Here is a 21,769-nt window from a genome sequence, read left to right on the forward strand (position 1 = left end):
CGGTCGGCGCGGATGACTTAGAGTTGCATCCGGTTTCAACCGTACAGAGTGGCCGGAAACGGCAGTATCCGATGACATCTCCCAAGGCCGCCAAAAAGCTGACCATCGTCATTCCGGCATTGAACGAGCAGGACAAGATCGCCGACACCATCGACGGCGTCTTGCCGCTGGCCCGCGAGCTGCTCGACGATTTCGAGATCTTCCTGATCGACGATGGCAGCGATGACGCGACCGGCGCGATCATGGACGACTACGCGACCAGGGATTCGCGGATCATCGTGCGGCATCACGCGGAACGGCGCGGCGTCGGCGCTGGCTTCAAATACGCGCTGTCCCATGCGAAGTTCGATGCCATCACGCTGATCCCCGGCGATCACGCCTTTCAGGACGAAGGCATCGCCAGGATGTTCAAGGCGGCGGGCGCCGCCGACATTGTGATCACCTACCGCGACAATCAATCGGACCGTTCCGTCAATCGCTCGATCCAGTCGCATTCGCTGCGGTTCATCCTCAATTGCCTGTTCGGCTTCTGGTTGTCCGACTACCACAGCATGATCATCTACCCCGTGAAATGGCTGCGCCAGATCGCGGTGGACGTCGACGGCTACGGCTACCAGATCTGCTCCCTGATCTCGCTGCTCCAGCTCGGCCTCACCCACGTCCAGGTGCCCGTGAGCCTGAATGCGGAGCTGAAGGGATCATCGCGCGCGCTGCGTCCGCACACCTATCTGCAGCTCGGCCAGACCATCCTTTCGCTGCTTCGCCGCGTGCCGATCCGCAACATTGATCTCAGCCAGGTGCCTTCGGACGCCGGGCGGACCGCTGCTCGCTGAGCGGCGGTCGAAGACCGCGCGCGCGACCATCGGGTCGCGACAGGTCTGTCTCAGGCCTTGAGGGCCTATCTCCGGGATTCAAGACGCGAGACCTTGTCCAGCCCGCCAGCAACTAATCTAACTATTTGATTTCGCTGGCAGGAGTGGCAGGGCTCGAACCTGCGACCCCCGGTTTTGGAGACCGGTGCTCTACCAATTGAGCTACACTCCTACGAACCTGCGTTGCCGCGGCTCAGGGCCGCTTTCAAGCACAGGGGGCGACCGGATTGCAAGGGAGAAGCGCACCGGCGCCGCTTGTTCACACCGCGACTTCTGGGCGAAGGTTGGTCTCCAACGACAAGAACAACCCGGGAGCCCCCATGACCGCCCAAGCTGCCACGACAGCCCCCTCCACAGCCCAGACTCCGCCTTTGCCGGAAGCCCGCCCCGAAACGCTCGGGCTGTCGCGTCCCCGCCTCCAGGCCATGTCGGACGCTTTCAAGCGCGAAATCGACAAGGGAACCGTTCCCGGCGTCACCGTGCTGGTGGCGCGGCGGGGCCAGGTCGGCTGGTTCGAGGCGCTCGGCAGGCAGAACCCGGCGGCCCCGGCACCGATGGCGCAAGATTCGATCTTCCGGATCTTCTCGATGACCAAGCCGATCGTCTCGGTTGGCATCATGGCGCTGGTCGAGGACGGTTACCTCCTCCTGAACGACCCTGTGGCCAAATTCATCCCGGAGTTCGGCGATCAAAAGGTCGGCGTGGTCAGCGGCGGCAAGCTGGAACTGGTTCCGCCCAAGCGGGCGATGACGGTGCAGGACCTGCTCCGCCACACCTCGGGCCTCACCTATGAGCACCAGGGCGATGGCCCCGTGCACAAGATCTACCAGGACTCGCGGGTACGCAGCCGCAAGATCACCAATGCCGAGCACGCCGCGATGGTGGCGAGCTTCCCGCTGGTCTGCCATCCCGGTGACGAGTTCAACTACAGCCGCTCCACCGATATCCTCGGCCGCATCATCGAGGTCGCCAGCGGCAAATCACTCGGCGCGTTCCTGACCGAGCGCGTGCTTGCCCCGCTCCGAATGGCCGAGACCGGCTTTGCCACGAGCGAGGCCAATGCCGGTCGGCTGGCCGAGCCGTTCGCGGCCGATCCCTGGACCGGCGACAAGGTCGCGCTGTTCAACATGCTCGAGCAGCCTGTGATGGAGTCCGGCGGCGGCGGTCTCGTCTCGACCACGATGGACTATGCCCGCTTCGCGCTGATGCTGCGCAATGGCGGCACGCTCGACGGCAACAGGATCATCGGCCGCAAGACGCTGGAGCTGATGGCCTCCGATCACCTCGGGCCGCACGTCGTGACCAACGGCACGCTGCTGTCGCCCGGGCACGGCTTCGGCCTCGGCTTCGCCGTGCGCCGCGAGGCCGGCATCGCGCCCTTCCCCGGCAGCGTCGGCCAGTATTTCTGGAGCGGCATTGCCGGAACGTTCTTCTGGATCGATCCGAAGGAGGATCTGTTCGCGGTGTTCATGAGCCAGGGCCCGGGCCAGCGCGACTACACGCGGACGCTGGTGCGGGATCTGGTCTACGCGGCGGTTGAGTAGCCTTTTCAGGCACGCGCCAACACGGCAGGCTCCGCAACAGACGGCGCGGAGCCAACCTGGCCTTGTGCCATGGAGACGACGATTTGCGCCGCCTCGCGCAGCGAGGTGGCAAACAGATCGGCCTTCGCCGTCTCACGCAGCTCGTCGATGTTTGCGACGTCCTCCGCCCAGCATCCAACCATGATGGACGCATGCGGCAGCTTGCGGCGAAGCCGGCGCACCGCGTAGCGCAGATGCGCCGGGCTCGTGATGCCGACATAGCCCAGACAGACCAAGGCCACGCCTGACGTCTCGAGACGGAAGATGCTGGCGGTGGACAAGGCCTCCGGTCCTTCGACACGGCTGCCGACGCCATGCGCGCGGCACAGCTGCGCGAGCATGATCGCACCGGCCTCGTCGAGCATGGTACGGCCGCCAATGCAGAGCACGGCATTTTCGCCGCGAAATGGCTCCGCAAGTTTGGCTGCATCGAGCACGGGGATGTCCGGTCGGTCACTGGCCGGGGCGACGGTTTCGACGGCATCGGCTGCTTCGGCATCCTCGGTGCGCTCACTCCCGACGGGACGGCCGTCATCCAGGTCGGAGAGATCGTCGACAAATTCAACCACGGTATCGCGGATGCGTGCGAGCCGGATCTGGTCCAGGGCAGCGCGGTCGAGGTCCGATTGGGCCAGTTGCATACCCTTGAGCGCGACTTCATCGTAATAGGCCGCGAGCGACCGCTCCTTGAGAAATTGCTCGGCCTTTTCGGCCGCTTCGGTCGGGTCCCCGGCCAGCATGCGCTGATAAAAGATCTCCGGAGGCGACAGCGCCGGGCGATCGCCGAACATGACGTCCAGAAAGGACAGCCTTTCGACGTGGCGGCCCAGGACGACCAGACAGACGGTGAGCGGCGTGGCGAGGACCAGCCCGATCGGTCCCCACAGCGCCGTCCAGAACGTTGCCGAGACGACGACAGCCACGGGCGAAAGCCCCGTGGTGTGACCGTACAACAGAGGTTCGACGACCTGCCCGACCAGCGGTTCGATGACGAAGAAAAGCGCCGCCGTCCAGGCCAACATCCACCAGCCCGGATCGACCGCCACCGCGAGCGCAAGTGGAAACGCCGCAGCTATGATCGAGCCGATATAAGGCACAAAGCGAAGCACGGCCGCGAGAATGCCCCACAGCGCTGCGCTGGGAATCCCGATCAGCCACAGGCCGGTTCCAATCAACACGCCGAAACCCGTATTAAGCATGAGCTGATTGAGGAAAAGCCGGCTCAAGCGAGCCGCTGCGTCGTCGAGTGCCGCGGTCGTCCGTTGCAGATCGTGTGAGCCGGCTAGCCTGATCAGGCGGTTTCGAAGATCTTCGCGCTGAATCAGGATGAAGATCACGAAGATGACGATGATGCCTGTCGTCGCCAGCGGCGACACCAGGGGCGCGATCAGCGAGCGCAGGCTCTCCAGCGCGCCGGGATCAGGCTGCAGCACCTCCACTGGGACGGGCTTGACGCCGGGGTGAGCCGGCGTGCCGGAGGTCAGCGGGTTGGCCGGCGCGACCGACTTGGGCTTGTCCAGCTCCTTGCCCAGGTCCTGAAGCATCTCGGCGGCACGCTCGAGCGTGGAACTGCCCCCTGCGACGCCGCGCACCGACTGGATCTTGGACAGAATCGTGACTTGGTACTTCGGCAGATCGCCAGCCAAGCCGTTCAGCTGCGTGGCGATCACGCTTCCCAAGGCGAAAATGATGGCGAAGGCAAACAGCACGACACCGACGACAGCCAGCGCACGCGGGGCATGGAGACGCTGCACCAACCTGACGGGTGCTGCAAGAACGAAGCTCAGCAGAATGGCGAGCGCGACAGGAACGAAGATTTCCCGCCCGAGATAGAGCCCCGCGACGATAATGACGCTCAGGATCGCCGCGCCCACCGTGACAACCATTGCGGAGACGTCGTCGGCGGATTGCGGCTTGATCACCGTGGGGATCATCTGTCTCGCTTTTCGCCCTCGCCCACCCTACCGGTTGACGATGAATGCGAGGGCTAACGAGCCGGAAAGTGGTTGGTTCCTCGCCGGATCGGCTCGGCCAACCGTCTTCCCTCCTGCGCGAGGCCCTCAGCTGATCGTCGCGCCGCCGTCGATCACCATGGTCTGGCCGGTCATGAAGTCCCCGGCCGCGGATCCCAGGAACACGGCGGCACCGGCGATCTCGTCGGGAATGCCGATGCGCAACAGCGGTGAGCGCGCGGTCGACGCCTTCAAATTCTCCGGATTGTCCCACAGCGCTTTCGCAAAATCGGTCTTGATCAGGCCGGGCGCGATGCAGTTCACGCGGATGTTGTGCTTGCCGTATTCGCAGGCGAGGTTGCGCGCGAGCTGCATGTCGGCGGCCTTCGAGATTGCGTAGGCGCCGAGGATGGTCGAGCCCTTGAGACCGCCGATCGAGGACACGATGATGACCGAGCCATCCTTGCGCTCGATCATCTGCGGCACCACCATCGAGATCAGCCAGTTGTTGGCGACGATGTTGTTGTCCAGGATCTTCCTGAACTGATCGTCGGAGATGCCCGCGAGCGGACCGTAATACGGGTTCGAGGCGGCGTTGCAGACTAGCACGTCGATCTTGCCGAAGGCGCGGTTGCTTTCGTCGACCAAATTTTGCAGATTTTCCTTGGACGAGATGTTGGCGGCGACCGCGACCGCCGTGCCCTTGCCGAACTTGCCGTTGATGCCCTTGGCGACTTCCTCGCAGACGTCGGCCTTGCGCGAGGAGATCACGACCTTGGCGCCGTGCTCGGCCATGCGCTCGGCGATCGCAAGCCCGATGCCGCGCGTCGATCCGGTGATGACGGCGACTTTCCCCTTCATGTCGAACAAGGTCATGTTTCTCTCCCAGAGTGCGTTATGATTGGTTCGAAGCTTACGCCGCGTCCGCGCGAGCGGATAATGACTTAGGCAAGTTTTGGCCTCAGGCGAGCTTCTTGACTTCCGGACCCGCCAGCTGATGCATTGCCGCGTGCGCATCGTCCGCGATCCACGGCTGCTGGTTCACCATCGGCAGCCGCCAGACCGTGCGCTCGGGGCTTGCGAAATGATCGAGCCGCGTGATCGAGCAATTGTCGATGTCGAACGACAGCGCCTTCTCCAGCTGCCCCTCGAGCGCGAGCCCGAGCGCCGCCTTGATGGTGCCGCCATGGGCGACCGCGATCACGTCCTGGCCGGCTGCCTCGGCATTGATCCGCTCGATGGTGCGGCGCGTGCGGTTGTAGAGGTCCATGAAGCTTTCCCCGCCGGGCGCGGGCTCGTTGATGTCGGCGAACCAGCTCGAGCCGACGGGGCGGCTTGCGATGAACTGGGCGCGGTTCATGCCCTGCCAGCGCCCGAGGTTCTGCTCGGCAAGGTCTGCTTCCCACTTCATCGACGCAGGCCGGGGAAAGCCGGCCGCCCAGATCGCTTCGGCGGTCTGATGCGTACGCATCAGATTGCTCGAATACCAGACTGCCTTGCGTGGCAGCACCTTGGCAACAGCATTGAACACGTAGGTGTCGCTGGTGTCGCAGGCGAGATCGCTCTGGCCGTAGATGTTGCCGCCGTCGTTGCGCACCGGCGCGTGACGGACCCACCACCAGCGTGTCGTGACCACATTGGGCTTGTCTGCGCCTGCCATCGAACCCCTTCCATCCCGTGTGATGTCGCTGTACGTCAGGTGTGAACGTGTCTCAAGACACTTTACCGTTTGAAATCTTGTTTGAAATTCCGTCGCGCGGCAAGCGTCGCGCGAGGCACAAAAGGGAGAAACGCATGGGCCGCCTGCAAGGCAAATCCGTCATCATCACCGGCGCCGGCAGCGGCATCGGTCGCGCCGCCGCCCTGCTGTTCACCCGGGAAGGCGCCAAGCTGATCGCGGTCGATCGCACCGAGGCGGTGAAGGAGACCGTCGACGAGGTGAAGAAGGCCGGCGGCGTCGCGGAAGCCATGATGGCGGACGCGGGCTCCGAACAGGACGTCATCGCCGTGATCGACAGGGCGGTGCAGGCGCACGGCCGCCTCGACGTGATCTGGGCGAATGCCGGCGTCAGCGGCGGTCTCGTCCCGCTCGGCGAGCAGACCGTGGAGCAGTGGCAGGAGGTTTTGCGGATCAATCTGATCGGACCGTTCCTCGCGGTGAAGCATGCCATGCCGCACATGGTGAAGCAGCAGTCCGGCGCGATCGTGCTCACCGCGTCCGTCGCCGGTCTCAAGGCCGGCGCCAGCGGTCATCCCTATGCCGCGAGCAAGGCCGGCGTCATCAGCCTGGTGCAGACCACGGCGTATTCGCTCACCGGCACCGGCGTGCGCATCAACGCGGTCTGCCCGGGCCTGATCGAGACCGGCATGACCAAGCCGATCTTCGACCGCGCCAAGGAGCGCGGCACCTCCGACAAGATCGGCCAGCTCAATCCGCTCAAGCGCCCCGGCCAACCGCACGAACTCGCCGCGATGGGATTGTTCCTGGCCAGCGACGAAGCCTCGTATGTGAACGGCCAGGCGTTCCCGGTGGACGGCGGCCTGACGGCGTCGATGCCGTATACGGGCAAGCCGGTTTAGCACACAGTGTCGTCACGGCCTTCGCCGGGACGACGGCGGAGAGATAGCGAGCCGGCTGCATCAACCTCGTCATTGCGAGCAATGATGGAGTGTGGGGGACGCCGTCGCTTTTCTCATTTCGTATTTTCAATTGCAGACACGCCTTCGCATCCTCGCGGCCTGTTCGCCCGAGCTTTGCTTCGTCGCCTTCCCCCCAAATGAAAGAGGGCGCAGGGAAGACCGGGTGCCGGCTGGCACCCGCGGTCCACTGTGCGAAGGTTGCGCTACAAGAAGCTGCACAGCGGCATACAGGTGTAGCCAGGACATCCCGGCCTTCCCTGCGCAGTGGGTTTACGGCTTATGTCGTGATCTCCCCGGGGAGCGTTGCGCTATTGCCCCCGTCGCCTTGCAGATGGCTGACGCGTGCGTCCGGTTGGACGACATGCATCACCACAAGACTTGGCGCACAGACCCCGGGCGCCAGGACCACACGATTTTGCCGTACGCCGATCACACCGGTCGTGTGCGCGAGGCGCCTTGCTCACGGTTGCCCGCCCTGCAAAACCCTTCGCGCCGATGTCATCTGCGTCCACCGCCGCCCGGCCCGCGTTCGTGACGATCGCGATACGCCCCTCTTCCTTGGGCCGGGTTGAGGCGACACATACGCCCTTTCCGAATTTCGGTAAAGTGGAATATTTTTCGCCGTGAGCGTTGACCGATCCATGGCGTGTTTTGCCCGTCGGGCAACGCAAGGGATTGTAGCCCGGATGAGCGAAGCGACATCCGGGATTCGCGGCACGAGCGGTCCCGGGTATCGCTCCGCTCACCCGGGCTACTGGTCTCTGGGCCTATGTTGATTTGCCCGCCCGGCCCTCACGTTGGTATGGTTCCTGCAAGCACTGGGCCTCCATCCCCTGACAGAACGAGACAATGCAGAGCTCAAGACCCGACCGGATTCGAAAACTCCTCGCCGACCTCGTCGCCTTCGACACCGTCAGCGATCGCACCAACCTGCCGCTGATTGCACACATCGAGAGCTATCTCGCCGGGTTCGGCATCAAGGGCGAGCGCTTTGTGGACGCAACCGGGCAAAAGGCTTCGCTGTGGGTCACGATCGGCCCCGCGGACCGCCCGGGCCTGGTGCTGTCGGGCCATACCGACGTCGTACCTGTGGTGGGTCAGGACTGGAGCCACGATCCGTTCAAGCTGGTCGAGCGCGACGGCAAGCTCTACGGCCGCGGCACCACCGACATGAAGGGCTTTGTCGCGGTGTGCCTTGCCATGGTGCCGGAAATGGTCGAGGCCAAGCTCACGACGCCGATCCATCTCGCCATCTCCTATGACGAGGAGATCGGCTGCGTCGGCGTTCGGCCGATGCTCGGCGAGGTCGCGAAAAAACGGATCAAACCGCTCGGCGCCTTCATCGGCGAGCCGACCGAGATGAAGGTCATCATCGGCCACAAGGGCAAGCACGGCGTGCGCGCGACCTTTCACGGGCTCGCCCGCCACTCCTCGATTGCGCCCGACGGCGTCAACGCGATCGAATACGCGGCCGAGCTGATCGTCGAGATCCGCCACCGCGCCGTGGCGCTTGCGGCCATGCGCGCAACCGACAGCCTCTACGACGTTCCGCACTCGACGCTGCTCACCAGCATCGTGCATGGCGGCGCCGCACTGAACATCGTGCCCGATACCTGCACGGTGGATTTCGAATGCCGCGGCATCGGCATCACCGAGTCGCGGGAGGTGACGGATGCGATCGTCGCCTGGGCGAAGGCCGAGCTGGAGCCGGCGATGAAGGCGAGAAGCCCCGAGTGCGGCATCGATTTCGAGGAAATCCTCGACTACCCCGCGCTCGACACCGCGGCCGATGCCACGATCGTCACGCTGGCCAAGAGCCTTGCCGGACGCAACGACCACGCCAAGGTCGCCTTCGGCACCGAGGCGAGCCTGTTTGCCAGCATGGCCGATGTGCCATCAGTGGTGATCGGCCCGGGCTCGATCGCGCAGGCGCATACGCCGGATGAGTTCGTGGAGATGGCGGAGCTGGAGAAATGCGCGGGGTTTGTGGAGAGGCTGATTGCGCATTGTGTGAAGGGTTAGTTGGCAACCGGTAAGCCCATGGCAGTGAAAGTCCGACCGCAACTAAGATCACTCTTCAGTCCGGACGCTGATCCGATTGAACAATTCATGCCGGACGGACCGTTCGGGATTTTGGTCATGGCGATGATTGGACCTGCGGACAGCTTGGGTGAAGAGTCGTTCGACTTCATGCTCTGCACTCCCGATTGGTTCGCTTCGCATATGAAGAGCAACATCGTCGAAGGAAGGCACTACCTCTTCGTCAAGGATTTCAACTACGAGCAACTAAAAACTTTTATCGAAGACTATTGCGCCAAATGCTCGGCGAACTCATGGTCTGAGGTTGCCGAGAGGCTGGCTCGCCTCGGGAAATGGGAGTTTGAGGACTACACGGAATACAAGCCGCCCCCAGCAGCGTGGTGAAGGAGGCGCGGCAGGGTGTGAGCATCCGCAGTGTCTGAACGGGCGGCTGTCCCGGGTATCGCTGAGCTCACCCGGGCTACGACGTTAAACCGCGCCCGCCTTTTGCGCGTATTCCCATGACGCCTTCGACAGCGGCACGGTGCGCTTGGCTGATTCCAGCGCCTTGGCGTTCGCCGCGGTGCCGTCACGGACGCGGCCGGCGATGCCTTGGGTGATGCCGGCGAGGCGGAACAGATTGTAGGCGAAGTACCAGTTCAGATCGGGCACCGTCATCTTGGTAACGTTGCAATAGATCTGCGCCGCTTCTTCCACGCTCGGAATGTTGAGCGTCTTGAGGTCGGCACCGTCGAGGCCCGGCATGACCCACTGCATCAGCAGATAGGTGAAGTCGGCCATGGGATCGCCGAGCGTCGACAGCTCCCAGTCCAGCACGGCCAGCACGCGCGGTTCCGTCGGATGGAAAATCATGTTGTCGAGGCGATAGTCGCCGTGCACCACGGAGACGCGGGCCTGCTCCGGCACCGTGCGCGGCAGCCATTCGGCGACCTTCTCGAACTCGGGAATGTGCTGGGTCTCGGACGCCCGATATTGCTTGGTCCAGCGGTCGATCTGGCGCGCGAAATAATTGCCGGGCTTGCCGAACTCGCCGAGGCCGATCGCCGTGGGGTCGTACATGTGGAGTTTCGCCAGCGTCTCGATCTTGCTGGTGAAGATCTTGCGGCGATCTTCCGGAGTCTGGCTCGGCAACGTCGGATCCCAGAACACCCGGCCCTCCTCCATCGACATGATGTAGAAGGCAGCGCCGATGACACCGTCGTCCTGGCACAGCGCATAAGCATGCGCGACCGGGAAACCCTGCTTGCCGAGCGCTGCGATCACGCGATATTCGCGATCGACCGCGTGCGCCGAGGGCAGCAATTTGCCGAACGGCTTCCTGCGCATCACGTAGGAACGCTTCGGCGTGTTCAGCCGGTAGGTCGGATTGGACTGGCCGCCCTTGAACTGGAGCACGACCAGCGGCCCCTCGAAGCCTTCGACGTTGTCGCGCATCCAGGCTTCGAGCCGTATCTCGTCGATACGATGCCGCTCCTCGACCGGCTTGGTGCCGGAGAATTCTTCGTCTTTCCTGACGCCGTCAGCCACGGTGACGCTCCCTCTTCAGTCCTGACCATTTCAGGTCGAGCATGATCCTAATCGGTAACCGCTGACGCACTTGCGTCAAGCGGTCATTGCGAATGGGATCATGCCCTGTCGTTTCTTCATGTCGGGAGCGCCGCCGGGCTCTCCCTCCCAAAGATTCCGTTCCGATAAATCGGAACGGAATCCCTGGATTCTTGTCTTCACGCGTTTTCTAGCGCGAACCGGTGTCCACTTCGCTTGAAAACGCTCTTAGTGCTTGGGAGAGTTGGCATACTTCCGAACTTCGAGCCTGGCAATGGCGCGATTGTGCACCTCGTCCGGACCGTCGGCGAGCCGCAGCGTGCGGATGCCGGCGTAGTCCTTGGCCAGACCCGCTTCGTCCGAGACGCCCGCGCCGCCGAAGGCCTGGATCGCCTCGTCGATGATCTTCAGCGCCATGTTGGGCGCTGCGACCTTGATCATGGCGATCTCGGCCTGCGCGGTCTTGTTGCCGACCTTGTCCATCATGTCGGCGGCCTTGAGGCACAGCAGACGCGTCATCTCGATGTTGGTACGGGCCTCGCCGATGCGCTGCTCCCACACAGAGTGCTCGACGATCTTCTTGCCAAAGGCGGTGCGCGACATCAGGCGCTTGACCATCTTCTCCAGCGCCTCCTCGGCCTTGCCGATGGTGCGCATGCAGTGATGGATGCGGCCGGGACCGAGGCGGCCCTGCGCGATCTCGAAGCCGCGGCCCTCGCCGAGCAGGATGTTCTCCTTCGGCACGCGCACGTTCTCGAGCAGCACCTGGGCGTGGCCGTGCGGCGCGTCGTCGAAGCCGAACACGGGCAGCATCTTCTCGACCTTGATGCCGGGGGTATCAAGTGGAACCAGGATCTGCGACTGCTGCTGATGCTTGGCCGCCTTGAAATCGGTCTTGCCCATCAGGATCGCGATCTTGCAGCGGGGATCGCCGACGCCGGACGACCACCATTTGCGGCCGTTGATGACGTAGTGATCGCCGTCGCGCACGATGCTGGTCTCGATATTGGTCGCGTCCGACGAGGCGACAGCGGGTTCCGTCATCAGGAAGGCCGAGCGGATCTCGCCGTCCATCAGCGGCCGCAGCCATTTGCGCTTCTGCTCCTTGGAGCCGTAGCGCATGAACACTTCCATGTTGCCGGTATCGGGCGCGGAACAGTTGAAGACTTCCGAGGCCCAGGAGATGTGGCCCATCTGCTCCGACAGCAGCGCGTATTCGAGATTGGTCAGTCCCGCACCGCGGAATTCATCATCCTCATGCTCGTTCGGCGGCATGAACATGTTCCAGAGACCTTCGGCCTTGGCCTTCTTCTTCAGGACTTCCAGCACCGGGATGACCTTCCAGCGCTCGCCGCTGTGATCCTGCTCGTTATAGATCGGCACCGCCGGACGCACGTGCTTGGTCATGAACGACTGCACGCGGTCGAGCCATTCCTTCTGCTTGGGCGACAGATCGAAATCCATGGGACGCTCCTCGGTCTCTCTTTGAAAGCCTGCTTTGCGCCGGACTGTCCTCCCGCCCCGCGCGCCCCGCAAGCGTGAATGCGCAAGCTGGCGAGCTTCCGGGAACCGACCGCGTGTTGCGAACGAGTCCCGATTGCGGATTGACTTTTCCCGGCCTTCAAACGATGGTTTCATACAAGTGTTTGAAATGCAACTCCCTCCCTGAGGGGCACCCATGGCCAGCGATCATACCCGGACGTCCATTCTCGCCGCCGCCGAACGGCTCTACGCCGATCGCGGGTTCGGCGACGTGACGCTGCGCGACATCGTCGCGGAGGCCAATGTCAATCTGGCTGCGGTGAACTATCATTTCGGCTCGAAGGACGAACTGATCGCGGAATTATTTGTCACACGCTCGATCGCCACCAATCGCGAGCGACTGCGCGAGTTGAAGGCGGCGGAAGAAGAAGGCGGCGGCCGTGCGCCGATCGAGGTGATCCTGCATGCGCTGGTCGGCCCGACGCTGCGCGGCTGCCTCGGCCCCGAGAACCAGCGCTCGACCGCGGCGCGCTTCATGATCCGCGCCTCGATCGAATCCGTGCCGCCGATCCGCCGGATCAAGAACCGCGAGATCGACCATTTGCGCAAGTTCGCCGGCGCGATGCGCCGCGCCCTGCCCGACCGCAGCGACGTCGATATCTACTGGGGCCTGAATTTCGCGCTCGCCATGGCGCACCACACCATCCGCGAGAGCGAACGGCTGACGAAACTGTCGGAAGGCAAATGCGATCTCGACGACGTCGAGGACGTGGTCGCCCGCGTGGTCAGCGTGGCGACGATGGCGCTGACGGCGCCACGGACGGAGGCTAAGGCGCCGGCGCGCGCGCTCGCGAGAGACGCGCGCTAGCCCCTCACATCATCGCGATGCAGTCGATCTCGACATCGAAGGGGCCGAACCATTCCGGCGTGCAGACGAATATCCTCGCCGGCGGATCTAGCGGGAAATAGCGCGCATAGACCGTGTTGAACGCGGCGAAGTGTTTCGTCGAGGTGCAGTAGACGTTGCACTTCATGACGTTGTCCAGCGAAGCACCGGCCGCCCGAAGGCACAGCTTCAACTGCTCCATGACGATCTCGCTCTGCCGCTCGATCGGCATCTCCTTGAGCTCGCCCGTCTCCGGGTCGAACGGCGGCAGCCCGGCGACGAAGATCATGCTGCCGGCGCGCGTGACCGGCGAGGTCGGCGCCTTCCAGCGGTCGAGAAACGTCGAGATCGGTTCGACGCGGAGCGCTTCGCGTTTCATGGCGGCCACCTTCGGTTCGAGCGGGACTGACGGCTGACTACATCATCCTGCAGCCGTCATGTTTCGCTTCTGATCGAAGTGTAGTCGTGGAAGCGCTTTACGCTCCCTGCGGCATCTCCTCGGCCTCTTCCTTGGCGAGCAGCAGCAGCATCTCGATGCCCATCTCGCCTTCCTGCGGCGAGCGGATGAACTTTATTTCGTCCGCGCTTTGCCGCAGTGCGGCAATGATGGCCACGGCCTGATTGGCCGTTGCCGCCTCGGTCGCCAGAATGGCCTTCTGGTTCTTGGCTTGAAACCCGATCGTGTACGACATTCGCTCTCTCCCGACCCAATGAAGAGATCGAATCTGAGTCGCGCGCGAAGCGAAAGCCTGTGTGTTTACGGACCGGGTTTATCTGGGGATTGCGCGCAAGCCTCGCGCAAGGCCGCGCGAGCGTCACACTGCTGCCATCAACGCTTATGCCAGCCCGAGCATCGCACGCGCGTCGGCGGCAGTCGCAACGCTCGCACCCATGCTCTTCAGGATGCCTGCCGCATGGGCGACCAGCTCGGCATTGGTCTGCGCCAGCACACCCTTCGACATATAGAGATTGTCCTCCATGCCGACGCGGACATGGCCGCCGAGCAGATACGCCTGCGCCACCATCGGGAATTCGGCGCGGCCGATGCCGAAGCCGGACCAGATCGCGCCCGGCGGCAGCAGGCTGCGGGCATAGAACATCGTCTCGGGCGTCGCGGAGAAGCCGTACTTCACCCCCAGGACCAGCGAGAACAGCCCCGGGCCCTTCAGCGTGCCGTCGGCGAACAGGTCGCGCGCCAGGTGGCAGTCGCCGGAATCGAACAGCTCGATCTCCGGCAGCACGCCGGCCGCCGTCATCCGGCCGGCCATGATGCGGACGTTGCGCGGAGTGTTGATCACGACCTCGCCGCCGGAATTCATGGTGTTGAGATCGAGCGTGCAGATGTCGGGCTTGAGCAGCTCGATATGCTCCACGCGCTTTTCGGGTTGCAGCAGCGTGGTGCCCGGGCCGGCGATGCGGGGGTCCTCGAGCGAAGGCACGAAGCGACCGCCGGGGCCGGTGGTGAGATTGATGACGAGGCTGGTGTTGCGGGCGCGGATCTTCGCCATCACCTCGCGGTAGAGATCGATCTCCATCGAAGGCCTCCCCGTGGCGGGATCGCGCACGTGGATGTGGACAATGGCAGCGCCTGCTTCGCCGGCTTCCAGCGCCGAGGTCGCGATCTGCTCGGGCGTGATGGGCAGATATGGCGACTGCTCGGGCTTGGTCAGATTGCCCGTGATCGCGCAGGTGATGATGGTTTTGCCGGTCATGCGATCAGATGATCCCCTGCTTCTTCAGGTCCTCGATCTTCCCCGCATCATAGCCGAGCTTGTCGCCGAGTACCTCCTGCGTATGCTCTCCGAGCAGCGGCGGGGCACGATAGGTCTCGATCGGGGTTTCCGAGAGGGTCAGCGCGTTGCGGATCAGCGAGAGATCGGGCTCGAAGGGATGGTTGACCTTCACCCGCATGCCGCGAGACTGGACGTGCGGATCGGAAAACACCTGCTCGAAATTGTTGATCGGACCAGAGGGCACGCCGGCCTCCTCCAGCTTGTCCAGCCAATAGGATACCTTCTGCTTCAGGAACAGGCCGGCGAAGATCGCCATGATCTCCCTGCCGTGGACGACGCGGTCGTTGTTCTTGACGAAGCGCTTGTCGCTGGCGAGCTCGGGCTCGCCGAGCACGGCGCAGGTGCGCTGGAACTGGCCGTCATTGCCCACCACCAGCATCAGCTCGCCGTCGGTGCAGCGGAACACGCCGGCCGGCATGCCGCCATTGCCCCAGGTGCCGCGGCGCGGTGGGGTCTTGCCGTTGACGAGGTAGATCTGCAGCCAGTGCGACAATGACGCGATGACCGTGTCGAACAGGCAGACGTCGATGTGCTGTCCGACACCCCCATTGACGTCGCGATGGTAGAGCGCCGAGAGAATTCCGATCGAGGTGTTCATGCCGGTCATGTAGTCGACGATCGACGGTCCGACCTTCATCGGGCCCTCGCCGGGCTCGCCGTCGATATGGCCGGTGACGCTCATCAGGCCGCCCATGGCCTGCAGGATGGCGTCATAGCCGGCGCGCGGCGCGTAGGGGCCGGTCTGGCCGAAGCCGGTCACCGAGCAGTAGATGATGCCGGGATTGATCGCCTTGATCGTCTCGTAGTCGAGGCCGTAGCGCTTGAGATCGCCGACCTTGTAGTTCTCCATGAAGACGTCGACGTCCTTGGCGAGCTCGCGGATGATCGCCTGCCCCTCGGGCTTGGCGATGTTGACGGTGACGGACTTCTTGTTGCGGTTGGCGCAAAGGTAGAACGAATTGTTGTTGTTCGCCTTGCCCTCGGGGTCGGTGAGGTAAGGCGGCCCGAAGGCGCGCGCGTCGTCGCCGGTGCCCGGCCGCTCGATCTTGATCACCTCCGCACCTAAGTCGCCCAGCATCTGGGCCGACAGCGGCCCGGCAAGCACGCGGGTGAGGTCAAGGATCTTGATGCCTGAAAGCGGCAGGGCCGACATGTCGATTTCCTCCGGGAACGGGATATTGGCGCGGCGGCCTTCAGCCGTGGCTGCGCTCCCTGCGGATACACTATTTTGGTGCCCTGAGCACTGCACTCCGGGCATACGGCTATCCCCGCCCCGGCAGCCCGGATAGGCGGCGGAGTGAATTTCCGCAGCTCGAATATTCTCAGGTCGCGGCCGCAGCGGCGACTTGCGGGCGCCGGCGGCCGAGCAGGACCAGGATCAGCACCGTCGCGCAGGAGCAGACGAAGGTGAGCCCCAGCGCGCCGCGGCTCCCGAACTGGGTGAGCAGACCGACGAGCAGCGGCGGTGAGAGCGCGGATGCCAGATTGAGCGGCAGCGCGATCATCGACATCGCCTTGGCGAACTCGGCCTGGTCGTAGAACACGAGCGGGATCGTCGCCCGCGCCACCGCCATCGCGCCGCTGCCGGCGCCATAGAGCAGGACGAAGACCGCGACCGCCCAGGTCGCGCCTTCGTTCGTCATCAGGAGCATCATGGCCACCGGCAATGCCGTGCCCGCGACGAGCCCGGTCGTGATCCCGTCCCATCGTCCGCCGCCGAGGAGATCCAGCCCGCGGGCGCTGACCTGGATCACGCCCAGCATCGAGCCGAACGCAAGCGCCTGCGCCGGCGCCAGACCTTCCGCCCGGAGCAGCTCGATCATGATGGCGCCGATGCCGAAATTGACGAAGGCATTGAGCGTGATCGCGCAGACCACGAGGCCGAAGGTGCTCCTTGGGATCGCGGGCGGCGGCGACGCCTTGACCGGCGCACCACCATGATCCTTTGCAATTTTCCGGCGCGGCGCGAAGAACGTGTAGAGCGGAAGGCTGATGACGAGCAGCATCGCCGCATAGACGAGGCAGGTCCCCCGCCAGCCGAAATAACCGCTTAGAAAGGAGGTGGTCGGCCAGAAGATGCTGCTGGAGAGACCCGTCACCAGCATGAGCGCGCCGATGGCATTCTTGGCCTGCCGCCCGGCGACTTCGTTGAGCATGATATAGGCGCCGGTCGACAGCGTGGCGCTGCCGCCCATGCCGAGAATGACCCAGGCCACAAAATAGAGCATCGGCTCGCGCGCGAAATACAGGACGACGTAGCCCGGCACGGCAACAACCGTGCCCGCCATCATCACCTTGCGTGCACCGTGCCGCGCAAAGGCCCTGGCGAGCCAGGGCGCGCACAGCCCCATCGTGACGTAAAGCACCGAGCTGCCCGCGAACACCATCGGCAGGCTCATGCCGAGATCGGCCGCAAGGTCGCGGCCGACAACGGCCGGAAGGCCGATCGTGCCCCATCCGATCAGTTGGGTGATCGCCAGCACCAGCAGGACGCCGACGAGCCTGCCGTCAGATTTCAGAAACCGCATTCCAAACGTCGCCTGCCCGGAAGGCGCGGATCACGCCTGTCAGCATGTCTTAGCCTGAGACTCGGCCAGCGGGAATATAGGTTCCGAGTAGCATAGCAGCGCTGCCCGCAGAGCGGCCCTGCCGAACCAGCAGCAAGCAGGGTCGATATTCTCGCCTAGCTGCCGAGCGCGCTCTCGCCCGCCTCACGGCCGGGTACGCTGACATGGACCTCATGTCCCTCGCGAAGGGCCAGGGATGCCGCGGCGACCGCCGATTCGAACGCGGCTTCCTTGGTGGCGTATCTACTCTTGACGTCGCCGTCGTGCAGCACGCCCCATGCGTCCTGCACCGGCACGATGGCATATTGAGCAAGGCCCATTGTTCAACTCCTCCCGTTCTCAGGTCTATCGCTCCGTGAGCTGCGGATGCGCCGCCGTCACGCGCCACACGGTGTTGCCGCTGTCGTCGGCGACCAGCAGCGCGCCGGTCTTGTCGATGGCGACGCCGACGGGCCGCCCGCGCGCCTGGTTGTCATCGTTGAGGAAGCCGGTGACGACGTCCTGCGGCGGGCCGCTCGGCTTGCCGTCCGTGAACGGCACGAACACGACCTTGTAGCCGTTCAAGACCTGCCTGTTCCAACTGCCGTGCTCGCCGACGAAGGCACCGCCCCGATAGGCGGCCGGCAGGCTCGTGCCGGTGTTGAAAACCATCCCAAGCGGCGCGACATGCGAGCTCAGCGCATAGTCCGGCACGATTGCCTTGGCGACGAGGTCAGGCCGCTGCGGCATGACGCGAGGATCGACGTGCTGGCCGTAATAGCTGTAGGGCCAGCCGTAAAACCCGCCGTCCTTCACCGAGGTCATGTAATCGGGGACGAGATCGGGACCGAGCTCGTCGCGCTCGTTCACCACCGTCCAAAGCGCGCCCGTCTGCGGCTCGAAGCTGAAGCCGTTGGGATTGCGCAGGCCACTCGCAAACATGCGCCAGCGGCCGCTTTCACGGTCGACCTCGAGGATGGCGGCGCGATTGTGCTCGGCCTCCATGCCGTTCTCGGTGATGTTGCTGTTGGAGCCGACGCCGGCATAGAGCCTTGAACCGTCGGGGCTCGCGACCAGGCTCTTGGTCCAGTGATGGTCGATCGGCCCGCCCGGCAACTGGGTCAGCACCGTGCCCGGCGCGGTGATTTTCGTATCCCCCTCGGCGTACGGATATTTCACGATCGCATCGGTGTTGGCGACATAGAGGTCGTTGCCGACCAGCGCGACGCCGAAGGGCGAGTTGAGATGGTCGAGGAAGACGCTTTTCGTGTCCGGCACGCCGTCGCCGTTGCTGTCGCGCAGCAGCGTAATGCGGTTGCTCTCGCCGGTGTCGCCGCCCGACGTCGCCCAGGACTCGATGTAACCCATCACGATTTCCTTGGGCCGCTTGATCGGGGCGCCCTTCGGCGCCTTCGATTCCACGACCAGCACGTCACCGTTGGGAAGCACGTAGAGGAATCGCGGATGCTGCAAACCGGTCGCGAAGGCCTTGGCCTGCAAGCCCTGCGCGACGGCCGGCGTCTCGTCCTTCTTCCAGCCGACGATGCGGGCGATGTGCATCGGCGGCAGGAGGTATTGCTGGATGTCAGGGAGCGTCGGGTTGGCGCCGGTTTGCGCCTTGGGATCGCCGCTGCCGTCGTTGCATGCGGCCAGACACAGCAGCGAAGAGCACAACAATGCGCGAGCGATTGGAGATTTCATCGCGCAACTCCGACGCCGTGGCGATACACCATGGCCCAGCCGAGCCAGCCGGTGACCGGCACGATCAATACGGTGACCGCTGAAAGAATGAGCCCGGTCGGCCACACCGAGGTCCAGGCGTCGCGCGTGTGGATCAACGTATTGACGATCGCAAGGATCAGCGCCACCGCATTTCCGACCAGGTGGGGCCAGGCCGGCGCCTGCGCCCGCACCAGACGGTTGCCGAGGAAATCGGTCAGGCCGGCGATGGCCGCCAGCACGCCGAAGATGACGCCGACGACCAGAAGCCAGGCGGAAAAATCCGCCCACATGATCTCGGCGCTGACGACATAGGAGATGTCGGTGAGCAGGGCCCCGACGAAGCACGCGATCGGTATCGACACCAGCATCGGATGAATCGGATGACCCGCGATCTGCGCGGTGGTGCGCACGCGCACGTCTTCCTGCACGGTTGGCCTCGTGTGTCTTTCGCCCTGCCCGACGGCCAACTCGTGCTGGCGGTGATGGTTCCTACGCGGAGACCGGCATGCCGGCCTGATACGCCGCATATGCGCGCTTCAAGCCGTCCTCGAGCGAGGTCGTCGCGTGCCAGCCGAGTCTGGCGAGGCGGCTGACGTCGAGTAGCTTGCGCGGCGTGCCGTCAGGACGCGAGGCGTCGAAGGCGATCTCGCCGCTGTAACCGACGACGGCGGCCACGACGCGTGCGAACTCGGCGATGGTGATGTCCTCGCCGGTGCCGATGTTGACCAGCTCCGCGCTCGAATAGGTCTTCATCAGGTGGACGCAAGCATCCGCCATGTCGTCGACATAAAGGAACTCGCGCCGCGGCGTGCCAGTGCCCCAGACCACGACGCTCTTCGCGCCCGAAACTTTCGCCTCGTGGAAGCGGCGGATCAGGGCGGCGACCACGTGGCTCAGCTCGGGGTGATAATTGTCGCCGGGGCCGTAGAGATTGGTCGGCATCACGCTGATGAAGTCGCTGCCATATTGGGCCCGATAGGCCTCCGCCATCTTGATGCCGGCGATCTTGGCGATCGCATAGGGCTCGTTGGTCGGCTCCAGCGGACCGGTCAACACGGAATCCTCGCGCAGCGGCTGAGGCGCCAGCTTCGGGTAGATGCAGGACGAGCCGAGGAACATCAGCTTCTCGGCGCCGTTTTGATGCGCGGCCTGGATCACATTGGCCGCGATCGCGATGTTGTCGTAGATGAACTCGGCGCGCAGCGTGTTGTTGGCGACGATGCCGCCGACCTTGGCCGCGGCGAGGAACACCACCTGCGGCCGCGTCCTCGCAAACCAGTCGAACACGGCGGCCTGGTTGCAGAGATCGACCTCGCGCCGGTCCACCGTGACGAGCCTGACGTCCTCCCGCGCCAGCCGGCGCGCAAGGGCGCTGCCGACCATGCCGCGATGGCCGGCGACGTAGACGGACTTGCCCTTGAGCTCAAACGCTGCGTTTGCCACTGCCGGCGTCCCGCTTTGCCTCGGCCAGATCGCTCGCCATCATCTCCTCGACGAGCTGGGCGAAGGTGCGCTTCGGCTTCCAGCCGAGAACCTGATGCGCCTTGCTGGCGTCGCCGACGAGAAGATCGACCTCGGTTGGCCGGAAATAGGTCGGATCGATCTTCACCACCGTCTTGCCGCTGGCCTCATCGACGCCGGTCTCCTCGACGCCCACTCCGCGCCAGGCGATGCGGCGGCCGACATGGGCGAACGACAGCTCGACCATCTCCCGAACCGAACGGGTCTCGCCGGTGGCGAGCACGAAATCGTCGGGCTTGTCGGCTTGCAGGATCTTGTGCATGCCCTCGACATAGTCGCGCGCATGGCCCCAGTCGCGCTTGGCCTCGAGATTGCCGAGATAGAGCGTCTGTTCGAGGCCGACCTCGATGCGGGCGACGCCACGGGTGATCTTGCGGGTGACGAACGTCTCGCCGCGGATCGGGCTCTCGTGGTTGAACAGGATGCCGTTGCTGGCGAACATGCCGTAGGCTTCGCGGTAGTTCACCGTGATCCAGTAGCCGTAGAGTTTTGCGACGCCGTAGGGCGAGCGCGGATAGAACGGCGTCGTCTCCTTCTGCGGGATCTCCTGCACCAGGCCGTAGAGTTCGGAGGTCGAGGCCTGGTAGAACCGCGTCTCCTTCTCCATGCCGAGGATGCGGACCGCTTCCAGCAGCCGCAGCACGCCGACGGCGTCGGCGTTCGCGGTGTATTCCGGGCTCTCGAAGCTGACGGCGACGTGGCTCTGGGCGGCGAGATTGTAGATCTCGGTCGGGCGGATCTGCTGCACCAGGCGGATCAGATTGGTCGAATCCGTCATGTCGCCGTAGTGCATCAGGAACGGCACGTTGCCGGCATGCGGATCTTGGTAGAGATGATCGACCCGCGCGGTGTTGAATGAGGACGAGCGCCGCTTGATGCCGTGCACGACATAGCCGAGCGACAGCAGATATTCGGCGAGATAGGCGCCGTCCTGCCCGGTAATGCCGGTGATCAGAGCGATCCGCTCAGCCATATGTGCACCTGCTCCTAACTGTATCCCAAGAGGACAGCGGCGTTCCGTTCCAGCCGCCGTCCTTCTCTGACATATCGACCGTCGGGGTCAACCCAATACGGCGATGCAACGCCAGGAGACGTCCGCCTCGAGGTCCGCCCAGCCGAAGCCCTTCCGGCCTACAAACCGGCACGAGGTTTTTGTGCATAAGTCGCGGCCCCAGGGGCCCGGAACC

21 protein-coding genes and 1 tRNA gene are annotated in these 21,769 nt (G+C 64.2%); 6 read left to right on the forward strand and 16 right to left on the reverse strand.

Annotated elements, in window-relative coordinates:
- Positions 1–71: 71 nt before the first annotated feature.
- Positions 72–833: a glycosyltransferase family 2 protein gene (locus tag JQ572_RS31300; RefSeq protein WP_211386683.1), complete on the forward strand. Its 762-nt coding sequence runs from the start codon at positions 72–74 to the stop codon at positions 831–833.
- A gap of 135 nt (positions 834–968) precedes the next feature.
- Here JQ572_RS31300 and JQ572_RS31305 read toward each other — a convergent pair.
- A tRNA-Trp gene (locus JQ572_RS31305) sits at positions 969–1,044 on the reverse strand.
- Positions 1,045–1,192: 148 nt separating this feature from the next.
- On the opposite strand from JQ572_RS31305, the gene JQ572_RS31310 reads away from it, so the two are divergent.
- Positions 1,193–2,416 (forward strand): serine hydrolase domain-containing protein, encoded by a 1,224-nt coding sequence (locus tag JQ572_RS31310; protein WP_211386684.1) that lies wholly within the window; start codon positions 1,193–1,195, stop codon positions 2,414–2,416.
- A gap of 5 nt (positions 2,417–2,421) precedes the next feature.
- Here JQ572_RS31310 and JQ572_RS31315 read toward each other — a convergent pair whose 3' ends face one another.
- The 3 genes from JQ572_RS31315 to JQ572_RS31325 all read right to left on the reverse strand — a co-directional run bounded on the left by JQ572_RS31315 (position 2,422) and on the right by JQ572_RS31325 (position 6,067).
- Complete coding sequence (locus JQ572_RS31315; protein WP_211386685.1) at positions 2,422–4,389, reverse strand: AI-2E family transporter; 1,968 nt, start codon at positions 4,387–4,389, stop codon at positions 2,422–2,424.
- 126 nt (positions 4,390–4,515) lie between these two features.
- Complete coding sequence (locus JQ572_RS31320) at positions 4,516–5,283, reverse strand: SDR family NAD(P)-dependent oxidoreductase (RefSeq protein ID WP_211386686.1); 768 nt, start codon at positions 5,281–5,283, stop codon at positions 4,516–4,518.
- Positions 5,284–5,368: 85 nt separating this feature from the next.
- On the reverse strand, positions 5,369–6,067 hold the full coding sequence (locus tag JQ572_RS31325) for a histidine phosphatase family protein (protein ID WP_211386687.1): 699 nt from the start codon (positions 6,065–6,067) through the stop codon (positions 5,369–5,371).
- A 134-nt stretch (positions 6,068–6,201) separates the two neighbouring features.
- Here JQ572_RS31325 and JQ572_RS31330 point away from each other — a divergent pair, with 134 nt between their 5' ends.
- The 3 genes from JQ572_RS31330 to JQ572_RS31340 all read left to right on the forward strand — a co-directional run bounded on the left by JQ572_RS31330 (position 6,202) and on the right by JQ572_RS31340 (position 9,471).
- Positions 6,202–6,987 (forward strand): SDR family NAD(P)-dependent oxidoreductase, encoded by a 786-nt coding sequence (locus JQ572_RS31330; RefSeq protein ID WP_211386688.1) that lies wholly within the window; start codon positions 6,202–6,204, stop codon positions 6,985–6,987.
- A gap of 909 nt (positions 6,988–7,896) precedes the next feature.
- Positions 7,897–9,069, forward strand: a complete 1,173-nt coding sequence (gene argE / locus JQ572_RS31335) for an acetylornithine deacetylase (RefSeq protein WP_211386689.1) — start codon at positions 7,897–7,899, stop codon at positions 9,067–9,069.
- An 18-nt stretch (positions 9,070–9,087) separates the two neighbouring features.
- Complete coding sequence (locus JQ572_RS31340) at positions 9,088–9,471, forward strand: immunity 8 family protein (protein ID WP_211386690.1); 384 nt, start codon at positions 9,088–9,090, stop codon at positions 9,469–9,471.
- Positions 9,472–9,555: 84 nt separating this feature from the next.
- Here the strand turns inward: JQ572_RS31340 and JQ572_RS31345 are convergent, their stop codons facing one another.
- Together JQ572_RS31345 and JQ572_RS31350 are read right to left on the reverse strand one after the other, a co-directional pair.
- Positions 9,556–10,614: a phosphotransferase family protein gene (locus JQ572_RS31345; protein WP_211386691.1), complete on the reverse strand. Its 1,059-nt coding sequence runs from the start codon at positions 10,612–10,614 to the stop codon at positions 9,556–9,558.
- A 246-nt stretch (positions 10,615–10,860) separates the two neighbouring features.
- Positions 10,861–12,096, reverse strand: coding sequence for an acyl-CoA dehydrogenase family protein (locus tag JQ572_RS31350; RefSeq protein ID WP_211386692.1), 1,236 nt, complete (start codon positions 12,094–12,096; stop codon positions 10,861–10,863).
- Positions 12,097–12,310: 214 nt separating this feature from the next.
- Between JQ572_RS31350 and JQ572_RS31355 the strand changes: the two genes are divergently transcribed.
- On the forward strand, positions 12,311–12,982 hold the full coding sequence (locus tag JQ572_RS31355) for a TetR/AcrR family transcriptional regulator (RefSeq protein WP_211386693.1): 672 nt from the start codon (positions 12,311–12,313) through the stop codon (positions 12,980–12,982).
- A 4-nt stretch (positions 12,983–12,986) separates the two neighbouring features.
- Here the strand turns inward: JQ572_RS31355 and JQ572_RS31360 are convergent, their stop codons facing one another.
- The 10 genes from JQ572_RS31360 to gmd all read right to left on the reverse strand — a co-directional run bounded on the left by JQ572_RS31360 (position 12,987) and on the right by gmd (position 21,555).
- Complete coding sequence (locus tag JQ572_RS31360) at positions 12,987–13,379, reverse strand: RidA family protein (protein ID WP_211386694.1); 393 nt, start codon at positions 13,377–13,379, stop codon at positions 12,987–12,989.
- Positions 13,380–13,476: 97 nt separating this feature from the next.
- On the reverse strand, positions 13,477–13,692 hold the full coding sequence (locus tag JQ572_RS31365) for a hypothetical protein (RefSeq protein ID WP_211386695.1): 216 nt from the start codon (positions 13,690–13,692) through the stop codon (positions 13,477–13,479).
- A 144-nt stretch (positions 13,693–13,836) separates the two neighbouring features.
- Entirely contained in the window at positions 13,837–14,712 is an 876-nt protein-coding gene (locus tag JQ572_RS31370; protein WP_211386696.1) for a beta-keto acid cleavage family enzyme, read from the reverse strand.
- Positions 14,713–14,716: 4 nt separating this feature from the next.
- Entirely contained in the window at positions 14,717–15,946 is a 1,230-nt protein-coding gene (locus tag JQ572_RS31375) for a CaiB/BaiF CoA transferase family protein (protein WP_211386697.1), read from the reverse strand.
- A 169-nt stretch (positions 15,947–16,115) separates the two neighbouring features.
- Positions 16,116–17,321 carry an MFS transporter gene (locus tag JQ572_RS31380; protein ID WP_211386698.1) on the reverse strand — a complete coding sequence of 402 codons (1,206 nt, stop codon included), beginning with the start codon at positions 17,319–17,321 and terminating at the stop codon, positions 16,116–16,118.
- Positions 17,322–17,476: 155 nt separating this feature from the next.
- Positions 17,477–17,680 (reverse strand): hypothetical protein, encoded by a 204-nt coding sequence (locus JQ572_RS31385; protein ID WP_211386699.1) that lies wholly within the window; start codon positions 17,678–17,680, stop codon positions 17,477–17,479.
- A 25-nt stretch (positions 17,681–17,705) separates the two neighbouring features.
- Positions 17,706–19,040 (reverse strand): PQQ-dependent sugar dehydrogenase, encoded by a 1,335-nt coding sequence (locus tag JQ572_RS31390; RefSeq protein ID WP_211386700.1) that lies wholly within the window; start codon positions 19,038–19,040, stop codon positions 17,706–17,708.
- On the reverse strand, positions 19,037–19,489 hold the full coding sequence (locus tag JQ572_RS31395) for a DUF2231 domain-containing protein (RefSeq protein WP_211386701.1): 453 nt from the start codon (positions 19,487–19,489) through the stop codon (positions 19,037–19,039). The genes JQ572_RS31390 and JQ572_RS31395 overlap by 4 nt, the downstream gene beginning before the upstream one ends.
- Before the next feature lie 61 nt (positions 19,490–19,550).
- Positions 19,551–20,504, reverse strand: a complete 954-nt coding sequence (gene fcl, locus JQ572_RS31400) for a GDP-L-fucose synthase (protein ID WP_211386702.1) — start codon at positions 20,502–20,504, stop codon at positions 19,551–19,553.
- On the reverse strand, positions 20,485–21,555 hold the full coding sequence (gmd, locus tag JQ572_RS31405; RefSeq protein ID WP_211386703.1) for a GDP-mannose 4,6-dehydratase: 1,071 nt from the start codon (positions 21,553–21,555) through the stop codon (positions 20,485–20,487). The genes fcl and gmd overlap by 20 nt, the downstream gene beginning before the upstream one ends.
- Between the last annotated feature and the right edge of the window lie 214 nt (positions 21,556–21,769).

This window comes from Bradyrhizobium sp. SZCCT0153 (genome assembly GCF_018129995.1).
Taxonomy (GTDB): Bacteria; Pseudomonadota; Alphaproteobacteria; order Rhizobiales; family Xanthobacteraceae; genus Bradyrhizobium; species Bradyrhizobium japonicum_G.